Origin of the sequence: Bradyrhizobium sp. 87 (assembly GCF_023073015.1) — a bacterium.
Taxonomy (GTDB): Bacteria; Pseudomonadota; Alphaproteobacteria; order Rhizobiales; family Xanthobacteraceae; genus Bradyrhizobium; species Bradyrhizobium canariense_D.
Genome location: NZ_JADPIQ010000129.1, coordinates 83,929 through 95,768, shown reverse-complemented (window position 1 = coordinate 95,768; position 11,840 = coordinate 83,929). Strand labels below are relative to the sequence as shown.

Genomic DNA, 11,840 nt, shown 5'->3' with positions numbered 1-11,840 from the left:
GGCATATCGCTCCTTCGGTGGAGAAGTGGAGGCGTCAAGCACCCCCACGATATGCCGCCTTTCCGATTCTCGCCGTCACCAACTTTCGGCGATAGCTCCTAGCCTACCGCCTACGAACGCTCGTGTCAGCAACGGAGCGGCATGGATGTCTGATTACAACGAGCCCACGACGGTAGTGCTTCAGCCAAGTCACCACGGAACGTACCAATAGACCGACTACAGTCAGCACAACAGCCCGTACGAAAAGGGCAATTAACTCACCAATGTTCCTTGGCCGGAAACGCATCGTTGGAATGGATAATCTCTCTAGACATCTAGCTTCATCCTAGGCGCACTAGCTTCATCAGAAGATCTGGAGACTCGCATCTCCCGCGCCGACTAGCTCATCCAATTGTTTGCTATCGGTCGCCCATCGCTAATCCGGCGGCAACGGCCTCAGCTGCTTGCTTCCAATCATCGGCTACTTTCAGAAGCGCGCCTCTCTCAAGATCCCTTGAATGCGGTTTTGGCCTGCTCCAAGCAACTTTTCCAATCTTCGGAACTCTATCTGCTCATGACGCCCTATTCCCCTAAACGGCAGTGGGCGCTCCGGCCGCTGCTCAAGAAATCGTCGTACGCACGCTTCAAGCCGTCCTCGAGCGAAGTCGTCGCGCGCCAGCCGAGCTTTGCGAGACGGCAGACGTCAAGCAGCTTGCGCGGCGTGCCGTCGGGCCGCGAGCTGTCGAAACTGATCTCGCCGCTGTAACCGACGATTTCGGTAACGAGGCGCGCGAATTCGGCGATGGTGATGTCCTCGCCGGTGCCGATGTTGACCAGATCCGCACTCGAGTAAGTCTTCATGAGGTGTACGCAGGCATCCGCCATGTCATCTACATAAAGGAACTCGCGCCGCGGCGTCCCGGTGCCCCACACGACGACGTTCTTCGCTCCAGAAACCTTCGCCTCGTGGAAGCGGCGGATCAGGGCCGCGACGACATGGCTCAGCTCGGGATGATAATTGTCGCCGGGGCCGTAGAGATTGGTCGGCATCACGCTGATGAAGTCGCTACCATACTGGCTGCGATAGGCCTCGGTCATCTTGATTCCGGCGATCTTAGCAATCGCATAGGGCTCGTTGGTTTGCTCCAGCGGGCCCGTTAGGACCGAATCTTCTCGCAGCGGCTGCGGCGCCATTTTCGGATAGATGCAGGACGAGCCCAGAAACATCAGCTTCTCCGCGCCGTTCAAATGCGCGGCCTGGATCACGTTGGTCGCGATCGCGATGTTGTCGTAGATGAATTCTGCCCGCAGTGTGTTGTTGGCGACGATGCCGCCGACCTTCGCGGCGGCGAGGAAGATCACCTGCGGCCGCACGCGCGTGAACCAGTCGAACACTTGGGCCTGGTTGCAGAGATCGACCTCGCGCCGGTCCACGGTGACGAGCTCGACGTCCTCCCGTTCGAGCCGGCGCGCAAGCGCGCTTCCAACCATGCCACGATGGCCTGCGACGTAGACGCTCTTGCCGGTCAGCTCAAACGGTGCGTTTGCCACTCGCCACGTCCCGTTTTGCGTCCCCCAGATCGCTCGCCATCATCTCCGCGACGAGCTCTACAAAGCTCCGCTTCGGCGTCCAGCCAAGCACCTCGCGCGCCTTGCTGGCGTCACCGACGAGGAGATCGACCTCGGTGGGACGGAAATAGGTCGGATCGATCTTCACGACCGTCTTGCCGGTCTTGACATCGACGCCGGTCTCGTCGATGCCCTCGCCGCGCCACTCTATGTGGCGCCCGACTTGCGCGAACGACAGCTCGACCATCTCGCGCACCGAGTGCATCTCGCCGGTGGCGAGCACGAAATCGTCGGGCTTGTCGGCCTGCAGGATCTTGTGCATGCCCTCGACATAGTCGCGTGCATGGCCCCAGTCGCGCTTGGCGGCGAGATTGCCGAGATAAAGCGTCTCTTCAAGTCCCACCTCGATGCGGGCGACGCCGCGCGTGATTTTGCGGGTGACGAAGGTCTCGCCGCGGATCGGGCTCTCGTGGTTGAACAGGATGCCGTTGCTCGCGAACATGCCATAGGCCTCGCGATAGTTCACCGTGATCCAGTAGCCGTAGAGCTTCGCCACGCCGTAAGGCGAGCGCGGGTAGAACGGCGTAGTCTCCTTCTGCGGGATCTCCTGGACGAGGCCGTAAAGCTCCGAGGTCGAGGCCTGGTAGAACCGCGTCTCCTTCTCCATGCCGAGGATGCGGACCGCTTCCAGCAGGCGCAGGACGCCGATACCGTCGGCATTGGCGGTATATTCCGGGCTTTCGAAGCTGACAGCGACGTGGCTCTGGGCGGCGAGATTATAGATCTCGGTCGGCCGGATCTGCTGCATCAGGCGGATCAGATTGGTCGAGTCCGTCATGTCGCCGTAATGCATTAGGAACGGCACGTTGCCGACATGCGGGTCCTGGTAGAGATGATCGACCCGCGCGGTGTTGAACGAGGACGAGCGCCGCTTGATGCCGTGCACCACATAGCCGAGCGACAGCAGATATTCGGCGAGATAGGCGCCGTCCTGGCCGGTCACGCCGGTGATGAGAGCGACTCGCTGTTGAGTATTTATGGCCTTCATGATCTAACCGGATGGTGATTTGTGGATAGCACCTTTCGCATCATCCCTGTGGTTCTTACTTCCGGTCATCGCTCAGCGCAAGTAAATTAGGCAGCATTATCAATGAATTGCATGCTGCTTGTGAAGCGGGCGAGCCAATTGGACAGGGCACCGCGCCTCTTATCGGTCTCCCCAAGCGCGGGTACTTGACTCTGGCGTGCGGCCAGATAATTCCTTCAAAGCGGCTGACGCCCACTCAATCGTTCCGGCTGACCGCTCGTTCCTGCACGGTATTTGCCTAAGATATTGGATATTGCTGATGGGCTTTAATCATCCGTACGCCAGCACAGCTTGGGAGGCCAAAGAGCTGACACCAGACGGCATAAAAAACGTTTTGGTTGTTGAGACTTATTTGGTGCTTACCGCTGATGCTGAGGGCCACGATCTTCTTGCTGTGAGTAATCTTCTCGCGGCTGCAAAGGAATATTTGGTCCAGCATGGGAAGCAGTTAGAGTGCGTTCGGCTTTTCGAAATAAAGGAAATTGGCTGAAAGCGTTGCTAACTCAGCGTGAGAGCTCATCACAAGATGGTCAGCCAAACTCGTGACAAGGCTTCAGCCAAAGATAGACCCGAAGACCGCCACGTGGTTACAGGTTAGTGGACCGATTGGCCACGTAACCGTAAACATAGCTTTATATGCCCAATTAGCGGATAAAGTGCGGCGACGCCGCCTCTTGATGCGCAAGGGTGGCCGAAGACTGGCGGGAATTGTTCCTTGGCGGCAATGTATCGTTTTGGGGCCCGTGGCGTCAAAGCCCTTCAAGACATCGTCATTGCTGGTCATGTAGCCGATGACGTGGAAATTCATCAGGGCCACATCGAACGGCTGCGGTCCCACAAAACTCCTGACATCTCCGGATAGAAACTCCGATTGGATACCGGCCCTTGCTGCTTGGCGCGTTCGCGCGCACGTTCCAACATCGCTTCTGACAGATTAACCGATTGTTCATCTCTGACTTTTGGTATGGCCTGCGGTCGTCGCAGATCCGTTCGGCCAGAATACGCGTCAGGCCGCAGGTTTTGACGTGGGGCGGCGGGGCTGTGTTTTCCTCTTGCGAATTCGATAGCCTCGGGCCAAAGGACAAGTGTCTAGGACCTGACTGCACGGTTGCGCCTCTGCAGGCGCGGAGCTTGAATGGCAACTCATTCGGCTTCCGGGAAGGTCATATCGGGGCATTGGGTGCAATACCTCACATCCGACGGACACTCCGAATGAATAGTATCACGGCTTTTCATGACCAAAGGGATCGCTCTCATTACCGCCGTGACCGACCAGGACGGCGCCTATTTTGAGAAGCCATTAGCAGCCAGCCCGGCAAATTTCATTAGCGAGCGAACTAACCGGAGATTAGACCGCCGTTGCGACCATGGCGGTGGCCCATTCGCTCCCGCTGGATGCGTCGACATCTGGAAAGCCTGTCAGCGCCGTCGGTCGAAATCCGCTTACGTGGAGCAGGAAGTCTAGCCCCAATCGAAAAAATTCCTGACGCGGTGCGTTTCCACGGCCTCGTCGATGAGGTGATAAGCCTTTCGAACGCCTCACATTGACCGATAGTTCACAGCACTGGTGGTCGGGCAAACGACGACCCGACGAGGGATCGAACGACGCGCTCGCCGTCGCTACTGCGCGATCCGCAAAGATCACGACGTGCCTTCCGATACCGCATCCGAGGTCCAGCATCCTGCGCAGCTCGCCACGCCCGAAACGGGCGATCCGTCTTCCCATCGCTTCGCATTCGGCAACGTAGTTCTTCCCCGCGTAGACCGTGTCATACACAGCCGCGGGGAAGGCGTTGAACACTGCTGTCACGAAAGCACTTCCCGAACGGCGGCGCTGACGCGATCGATCTGCGCTTCGGTCAGGGTAAGGCCCGAGGGAACATAGAGGCCGCGCCGCGCAAGCCGCTCGGTCACCGGATAACTACTTCCGGCAAACAGTCCCCGTTCGCGCAAAACCGGCTGCTCATGCATGCCAAGGAATAGCGGACGCGTGTCGATCCCTTTCGCACGCAAGCGATTAGCGAATTCGAGCGCGTCGAAGGGAACATCATCGGCCAGGATCAGGCAATACATCCAGTAGACGTTCTTGGCCCACTCCCGTTCGGCCGGCAGCGTAATCTGCTGCAGACCCGACAACCGTTCATGATAGGCGCTAGCCATATCGCGCTTGCGCCGAATGTGATCTTCAACGCGATCGACCTGTGCAACGCCGATCGCCGCCTGCACATTAGTCAGTCGATAGTTGTGCCCGATTTCGGTATGGTAAAAGCGCCGCTCCGGGCGGAAGCAGAGGTTGCGGAGCGAGCGCAATCGGCCAGCATAGTGGTCGCTGCTGGTGACGACCATACCGCCTTCGCCGGTCGTGACGATCTTGTTCGCATAGAAACTGTAACATGCCATGTCGCCAAAGCTGCCTACACGACGGCCCTCGACTTCCGCGCCGTGAGCCTCTGCGGCATCCTCGATGACGCGCAAATCGTGCTTGACGGCGACCTTCATGACACGACGCATGTCGACGGGATGGCCGAACATATGGACCGGCATGATCGCCCGCGTGCGCGGGGTGATTGCCGCCTCCATCTGATCGAGATCCATACACCAGGTTTCGGGATCGCAGTCCACCAGCACCGGCACGCAGTCAGCCTCCAGCACGGCGATCGCACAGGAGATGATGGTGTAAGAGGGCATAATGACCTCGGAGCCGGGCTCGAGGCTCAACGCCTTCATTGCGACCTGAAGCGCTGTTGTCCCATTACTGACAGCGACGCCCTGCCCGGCACCGCAGAACTGGGACCATTTGCGCTCGAATTCGGGAATGAAGCGTCCCTCTGACGAAACCCAGCCGGTTTCGACACACTCAGCGACGAGGGAATGCGTGTTGTCCCCGATCAAAGGCTCGGAGACCGGGATAAACGGAGCGGTGTCCACTATGACCTCGGCTTGATCAGAGGGATATCAAGGCGGTAAGTATCTTTCTCGTAATCCTCGCCGCCGCGTGGGCCGCGCGTCAACACGAGAAATGTCGTGTCTTCCAGCGCCTCGAATGCGTGCCGCTCATGGGGAACGCTCAGGATCAGATCGTTGGGGACGAGGATCGCCTCTGTCGCCTCCTGGTCTGGCATTTGCGACACCGCGCGAAGCTTTCCCGACAGCACATAGAGGTATTGATAGGTTTCCTTATGATAGTGGTTGGCGCGAACCGCGTCCTTTCGGCTATGGATGATCGTCACGAATTCGACGTGCTCCTTCTGAAGCACGTCAATGATCTCCCCGCGATGATCGCTAAACGCAATCGGAAGTTTCGTTACGTCCATCTCATGACTCCGTGCACAAAATAGGCAAGATACCGGAACCGTCCGGTACGTCTGGAGGGATGTTACCCGACAATCCTCGGCGTCGGAATCGGAATGATGAACTTACCACCCCGATTCGAAAACTCCTTGAGGTTGTTCATGATTTCTTCTGCGAAATTCCATGCCAAGAGGAGCGCATAATCGGGCTGACGCGTCAGCAGCATATCGTCCGAAACGACCTCGAGGCGCACGCCGGGCGTGTAACGACCGATCTTCAATTTTGATTTTTCCGTAACGAAGTCGAGAAAGTCCGAACCCAGGGAGCAATAGTTCAGGAGCGTCATGCCCTTTGCCGGAGCACTCACTGCGACGATGCTACTGCCGGCCTTTTTCAGACTCGTCAGCAATTCACGGAGCGCGGCTCGGTTGTTGGCGACATTCTGTGAAAATTGGTGAAGCGTATCGAGTTCGTAAATCCTTTCTCGCTCTTCGTTTCCGATCATTTGATCAACAATTGCAGCGACGGGACGCGATGAGCTGCCTATCCGGCGCACAAACAAGCGGATCGACCCGCCATGAATGTCGCGAAGCTGCACATCAAAAATTTCCATGTTGAACTGTTTGAAGAACCGGACCAGCGGCTTCACTGACAGATAGGAAACGTGCTCGTGATAAATCGTGTCGTATTCAAGATTGTGCAACAGTTCGAGAAAATAGGGGGCTTCGATGATGAAGGTGCCGCTGTCCGCGAGCAGTGTGGAGACGGCGCGCATTAAGTCATGAAGATCGCCAACGTGTGCGAACACATTGGTTCCTGTTACGACCGATGCCTTCCCCTTGCTCGCGACGATTTGGCGGGCTGTCTCGGCGTTGAAAAAGACCGGAAGCGTCTCTATCCCGTCCCGATTGGCGATCTCCGCAATGTTAGCGGCGGGGTCAACACCGAGAACCTTGGGTCCCTGTTTCTTGAACATCTGCAGAAGGACACCCACGTTGCTGCCAATGTCGACCACAAGGTCACTTGCGGTAAGACCGAGCATCCGCGTCACTGTCCCCGCGAACTCGTCCCAATGCCGGCGTCCCGCAGAGGTCGTCGACGACTCGTACGGATAGTCATCGCAATAGAGGATTTCGGGAGGAACGATATAGTTCAGCTGGACCAAGCCACAATCCTGGCAAACAGCCACTTGAAGGGGATACGAATCTCGGTGCTCACCCAACTGGCGCTTGTGCAGAAATTGGTCGGCAGGCGGCATTTCTCCCAAATCGAGGAAACGAGCAAGAGGGCCCTCGCCGCACGCGCGACACTTCTCTACGAACATGGCATGGTCCGTTGTTGTGGGTTGAAGACGGTCACGGTCCGCCCAGACCGGACAGACACCAAACTTAAGAGCACAATTTCCGAGAAAAATCGAGAGGTTTCGGCCCAACCGGGCCGATGATCATCGTCGGAAATCCTCGTGCGTAGAGGGTGTTCAATCAAGGTCCTGGTCTTGCCGGGTTCGAGACTCCTCGGCGGTGACCTCACCTCAAACCAGTTGAACTGAAGGGCGCCTCTCAGCCTATCCTGGACCACTAGACACCTCCACGGGAAAGGTCAATCCGACAGTGCCGTCGCGAGAGGTATTCGGGCAAGGAGATTGCCTGCACCCGAGAGTCCAACGACTTCGAATGTTTGCACCTAGCGAATCGCGGATCACTGGCCACCGAAAAGCCTCACCAGAAGCAGGGTCGTCCCGATCAGATGCCGTCGAAGGCCGACGCGAGCTTACGCAGCGCCGCTCGTCGAAGGCTTCCGCGGGCAGTCAGGTTTCTGCTGCATAGCGCTCCTTGGCGCTGCGGCATGGGTCTCCCATTGTAGCGGGGAACTCGACAAAGCTGCAGCGCCTTGGCCGGCAATGGGTGCGGCGCGGGACCGGGTATATAAAGGTCGTGAAAGTTGCACCGCCGGTCACAGACATGAAGATCGAGGGACTCGCTTGCTCGGTCATCAAGATGCCGTTGACCATCATGGACGATCGAACCGCCTTCAGTGCGGACAGGAGCATCGCGCACCCGTTGCAGAACGGCGTCCCGGTTCTGCTCGGCCCTGAGGCCATCACGGACAATGGTGGATCCGCGACACCCGGCGCCGCAATATCCGGAAGCGTACGCCGAGATGAGTTCTACAACTCCATCGGTCGCAAGAGGCCGAACAGGTGCGCGCCAGTGGCTCGGCGAAATCCGTCGACTCGATCGGCATGCAGCACCTGTTCCGCATCGCCACTCTTCCACCCGAACAGCGCCACCGGTTTCCCGAGCCGTTCACGCTGTGGGCCTGCGACAACATCGACGCGGCCAGCGAGACCGACTGTTACCGCCACATCGGCCTCGTCACCGGGAAAAGTGTGGTCCAGGTGGCAGTGGAACGGTGCCTTCTGCTTCTGCTGGCCAGCGCGGCGGACGGGATATTGATCACGCCCGGTGAGGCGCTCGTGGCTGGAAATCGCCAGTTCCCTTGCGCTGCCTCGTCGGCATCCGCGAGGAGATTCCTCTTGCCGATCAACATGCCGAAGTGTGCTATGTCGGCGGCTGCGTTATCACATGAGAATCGAAATCGCGATGCCGTAGTTGGCGCGTATCCTCAGAGCGGGCGGCAAATTCGCGGCGATCGAGCCCTGGAGGGCGCCCGGCTATACGATCGGCACAGCCATTTTCGGCAAGCCGGAAGCCAATCCTTTCTGCACCCGATCAAAAAGGAACGTGCCTTGCCGTTTTTCGCTCTGTCGAAAGCGCAGATTGCATCCATCCCGGAGCGATCACACGCTATCCCGCCTTCGTCGTGCAAAAGGCCGGCTTCAGACTCTCCGTGCCGAAGGCCGAGTGGGTGATCCTGGCCGACGATGCAATATGCGATTGCATCCCCTTCGCGCGCAGAATTGGAAGCAAGATCGCCATGCTGGCGACGAAATATTGGCTATCAAGCCGGAAAGGCCGCGAAGAAACAGTTTTTGCTACATCGTACTATCGGTTGTGATAGTGACGTGTCCATGCAATAGACCGTCTCATCGACTCGGCACAGACGCCCTACCCAGGATGCAAGAGCAGACGGCTGGTGATCACATTAGTTTCAGGCCCGATCCTCTCCAACCAGGCGCGACTGCTGTTTCTTGCCCTGGGTCACATCGCGTGCTGCTGCATTTTGGTTTTCGTCATCGAGCACTACGCGTGATGTTGCCGCTCGCCACAATCGAGACCCGTCGCTTATGGGCTGCCGCGATCATCATATCGACCATTCTGTTCGCGACCGAGGGCATCGCTTCCGTCGGCATGGTTTTCGCGCCATTTACTGCGCTGGACTGCGGGCTGCGGTTAGCCTGGGCAATCGCGCGTCTGCGGGACTGCCCGGCGAATTCGTCCTAACTCCTGAGGGCTGCTGTTGGATATCCTGATGAACGTTCCATTGTCGGTCGACCTGGTGAGCCACGGCGCGGTGGTTCTCGGTCCGCTCGGGTACATTAAGCCCCGAGTCGTCGCCAGCCCGACTTGGGCACCGCTCGCCTCGCCAGCCTGATCGTGAACCCCGGTCTCGAAAGTCGGGCCACGGGGCGTCTCCCATGACAGCGTCCCCGCGGCTGTTACTGGCGACTGAATTCTACCCGCCCGATCCGACCACGACGGCGACCTATCTAGCGGCAATCGCCAATGCGATTGCCCTGGACATGAACACGGTCGTTCTGTCAGGAACGCCCGGCTCGGCGAGGACGCCGGCGGCCGGCGACGGGACGCCCGCTGTCATTGAAATCACCAACCGGAAGCCGCCCAAGCATGCGCTTGGCAGGCGCCTCATCGCGAGCTCCGCGTTGGCGATGCGAATGTTCTGGGCGGTCTACAAGCGGGCTCGCCGGGGCGATATTGTCATGTCGGTCACAAGCCCTTTCACGCTGCCATATACGATCACGCTTGCTGCACGGCTGCGAGGCGCCAAGACGGCACTCCTGATCTACGACCTCTATCCCGAAGCGCTCGTGGTCGCTCGAATTGCCCGGCCTACCTCTCTCGTCGCACGCACCCTGCGCCTTGCCAATGCATGGCTCTTCAAGTCGTTGAACGCGATCTTCGTCATCGGGCGCGACGTGCCCCCTCTGCTGTTGCGGTACCCGCGGATCAGTGCCGACAAGATCCATTTCGTGCCGAACTGGACACTATTGCCGATCGGCTTCCGCGAACCGGACGACAACGGCCGCTTCAGGAAGACCTACTCTGCGCAGTTCATCGTCGGCCTGTGCGGCAATCTCGGCTTCACGCATGCGCCCCGTACGGTCTTCGACGCCGCGCGGATGCTGCGAAACAGAAGCGATATCCACTTCGTCCTCTCCGGATGGGGAATCGGATGGAGTGAGCTGAACGCTCTTCACGCCTCCGAGAAGCTTGAAAACGTCACCCTTTTGGAGCCAGTGCCGGAGGACGAACTTGTCGAGTTCCTGTCGACGGCGGACGCCTGGATCATACCCTACCGACGCAATGTCGCCGGCGTCTCGATTCCCAGCCGTCTCTACAATTTTCTCGCCGTCGGGCGGGCCGTCATCGTCGGGACGGAACCGAATTCGGAGGCCGGCCTTGCGGTCATGGAGGAAGGCGTCGGCTGGGTCGTGCCTCCGGAGGACCCCGCTAGGCTCGCGCGGGCGATATCCGAGGCCTCGTCCGATCGCGAGGCAACGCTTGAACGAGGCCGCCTGGCGGCGGTCGCCGCGCTGAAATACAGCGAGCAAGCCTCGACGCTGCGTTACCGAGAAATCGTGCGACGCCTGCGCGAGGGCGAGGCTAGAAGCTCTTGACGAGCCGGATGACCTCGTCCTGCTGCTCGCGCGTGATCTCCGCAAACATCGGCAAAGACAAGATCTTATTCTGATCGTCGAACGCCCTCGGAAATTGATCGGGGCGATGCTCAAATCGCGAATAGGCTGGCAGCAGCGGCAGGGCTGTCGGGTAATTGATCGCTGTCTGTACCCCGTTCTCGGCCAGATACGCTGCGAGAGCGTCGCGCTTCTTATGCTTGATCGTGTACAGATGATAGACGTGGGTGCGATCGAGCGCGATACGGGGCACCTCCACACCATCGAGTTGATTGAGACCGGCATCATATACCGCAGCAGCATCCTGGCGCGCCTTAGTCCAGGCCTCCAGGTGCTTCAGCTTGGCCGACAGGATCGCAGCCTGCATTCCGTCGAGCCGGCTGTTGATGCCCTCGATCAGGTGCTTGTGCTTCACGAGGCCGCCGTGGCGGGCTAGCATGGTCATGTGCTCGGCGAGCGCTGCGTCACCGGTGACGACCGCACCGGCATCGCCAAACGCGCCCAGATTCTTGCCCGGGTAGAATGAATAGGTCGCGGCCGCCCCCCACGTTCCAACCGGCTGGTCCTTGAACCGCGCCAGATGCGCCTGGGCGCAGTCCTCGACGACCCAGAGGCCGTGCTTGCGCGCGATCGCCATGATCGCATCCATATCCGCCGGCTGACCATAGAGATGCACCGGAATGATGCCGACAGTGCGCGGGGTAATCGCCGCCTCGACCGCAGCAGGGTCGATCGTGAAGGTCACTCCGTCGGTGTCGCAGAACACGACTTGCGCACCGGCATGCGTGATCATCGCCGATGTCGATATCCAGGAATGCGCGGTCGTGATGACCTCATCACCCGGCTTGACCTTCAGCGCGGCCATCGCGAGGTAGAGCGCATCGGTGCCGTTCGCACAGGAGACGCAGTGCTTGACGCTCGCCGCAGCTGCAAAATCCCTCTCGAACGCGTCGACATAGGGCCCCCGAATGAAGGCGCTGTCGCGAATGACGGCAGCGATAGCGCCGTCGATCTCATCCTTGATCAACTGGTACTGGAGCCCGAGATCAGCGTATGGTACCGGCATGCGAGCAACCT

Annotated in this window: 11 protein-coding genes; 4 read left to right on the top strand and 7 right to left on the bottom strand. The window is 59.2% G+C overall.

What is annotated here, in order from left to right; genetic code table 11:
* Positions 1 to 561: 561 nt before the first annotated feature.
* Both IVB50_RS35070 and gmd read right to left on the bottom strand, forming a co-directional pair.
* On the bottom strand, positions 562 to 1,530 hold the full coding sequence (locus IVB50_RS35070) for a GDP-L-fucose synthase (protein ID WP_345956909.1): 969 nt from the start codon (positions 1,528 to 1,530) through the stop codon (positions 562 to 564).
* Positions 1,511 to 2,596 carry a GDP-mannose 4,6-dehydratase gene (gene gmd, locus IVB50_RS35065; RefSeq protein ID WP_247299501.1) on the bottom strand — a complete coding sequence of 362 codons (1,086 nt, stop codon included), beginning with the start codon at positions 2,594 to 2,596 and terminating at the stop codon, positions 1,511 to 1,513. The genes IVB50_RS35070 and gmd overlap by 20 nt, the downstream gene beginning before the upstream one ends.
* 298 nt (positions 2,597 to 2,894) lie before the next feature.
* Between gmd and IVB50_RS35060 the strand changes: the two genes are divergently transcribed.
* On the top strand, positions 2,895 to 3,125 hold the full coding sequence (locus IVB50_RS35060; protein WP_247299499.1) for a hypothetical protein: 231 nt from the start codon (positions 2,895 to 2,897) through the stop codon (positions 3,123 to 3,125).
* Between the two features lie 858 nt (positions 3,126 to 3,983).
* On the opposite strand, the gene IVB50_RS35055 is transcribed toward IVB50_RS35060, so the two are convergent.
* The 4 genes from IVB50_RS35055 to IVB50_RS35040 all read right to left on the bottom strand — a co-directional run bounded on the left by IVB50_RS35055 (position 3,984) and on the right by IVB50_RS35040 (position 7,250).
* Complete coding sequence (locus IVB50_RS35055) at positions 3,984 to 4,445, bottom strand: hypothetical protein (protein ID WP_247299497.1); 462 nt, start codon at positions 4,443 to 4,445, stop codon at positions 3,984 to 3,986.
* A complete protein-coding gene (locus IVB50_RS35050) occupies positions 4,442 to 5,563 on the bottom strand; it encodes a DegT/DnrJ/EryC1/StrS family aminotransferase (RefSeq protein ID WP_247299495.1) in 1,122 nt (373 codons plus the stop codon). The genes IVB50_RS35055 and IVB50_RS35050 overlap by 4 nt, the downstream gene beginning before the upstream one ends.
* Positions 5,563 to 5,949 carry a hypothetical protein gene (locus IVB50_RS35045; RefSeq protein ID WP_247299493.1) on the bottom strand — a complete coding sequence of 129 codons (387 nt, stop codon included), beginning with the start codon at positions 5,947 to 5,949 and terminating at the stop codon, positions 5,563 to 5,565. Before IVB50_RS35045 ends, IVB50_RS35050 begins: the two co-directional genes overlap by 1 nt.
* 62 nt (positions 5,950 to 6,011) lie before the next feature.
* A complete protein-coding gene (locus tag IVB50_RS35040) occupies positions 6,012 to 7,250 on the bottom strand; it encodes a class I SAM-dependent methyltransferase (protein ID WP_247299491.1) in 1,239 nt (412 codons plus the stop codon).
* A gap of 876 nt (positions 7,251 to 8,126) precedes the next feature.
* On the opposite strand from IVB50_RS35040, the gene IVB50_RS35035 reads away from it, so the two are divergent.
* The 3 genes from IVB50_RS35035 to IVB50_RS35025 all read left to right on the top strand — a co-directional run bounded on the left by IVB50_RS35035 (position 8,127) and on the right by IVB50_RS35025 (position 10,745).
* Positions 8,127 to 8,798, top strand: coding sequence for a hypothetical protein (locus tag IVB50_RS35035; protein ID WP_247299489.1), 672 nt, complete (start codon positions 8,127 to 8,129; stop codon positions 8,796 to 8,798).
* Positions 8,799 to 9,096: 298 nt separating this feature from the next.
* A complete protein-coding gene (locus IVB50_RS35030) occupies positions 9,097 to 9,330 on the top strand; it encodes a hypothetical protein (RefSeq protein WP_247299487.1) in 234 nt (77 codons plus the stop codon).
* Between the two features lie 194 nt (positions 9,331 to 9,524).
* On the top strand, positions 9,525 to 10,745 hold the full coding sequence (locus IVB50_RS35025) for a glycosyltransferase family 4 protein (RefSeq protein ID WP_247299485.1): 1,221 nt from the start codon (positions 9,525 to 9,527) through the stop codon (positions 10,743 to 10,745).
* Here IVB50_RS35025 and IVB50_RS35020 read toward each other — a convergent pair.
* Positions 10,732 to 11,829, bottom strand: coding sequence for a DegT/DnrJ/EryC1/StrS family aminotransferase (locus IVB50_RS35020; protein ID WP_247299483.1), 1,098 nt, complete (start codon positions 11,827 to 11,829; stop codon positions 10,732 to 10,734). The two genes, IVB50_RS35025 and IVB50_RS35020, sit on opposite strands and share 14 nt — an antisense overlap.
* Positions 11,830 to 11,840: the final 11 nt, after the last annotated feature.

Bases quoted from the DNA above. Each gene is read 5' to 3' on its own strand.
- IVB50_RS35020 (WP_247299483.1), bottom strand. From the start codon at position 11,829: ATGCCGGTACCATACGCTGATCTCGGGCTCCAGTACCAGTTGATCAAG.
- IVB50_RS35045 (WP_247299493.1), bottom strand. From the start codon at position 5,949: ATGGACGTAACGAAACTTCCGATTGCGTTTAGCGATCATCGCGGGGAG.
- IVB50_RS35060 (WP_247299499.1), top strand. From the start codon at position 2,895: ATGGGCTTTAATCATCCGTACGCCAGCACAGCTTGGGAGGCCAAAGAG.
- IVB50_RS35040 (WP_247299491.1), bottom strand. From the start codon at position 7,250: ATGTTCGTAGAGAAGTGTCGCGCGTGCGGCGAGGGCCCTCTTGCTCGT.
- gmd (WP_247299501.1), bottom strand. From the start codon at position 2,596: ATGAAGGCCATAAATACTCAACAGCGAGTCGCTCTCATCACCGGCGTG.
- IVB50_RS35025 (WP_247299485.1), top strand. From the start codon at position 9,525: ATGACAGCGTCCCCGCGGCTGTTACTGGCGACTGAATTCTACCCGCCC.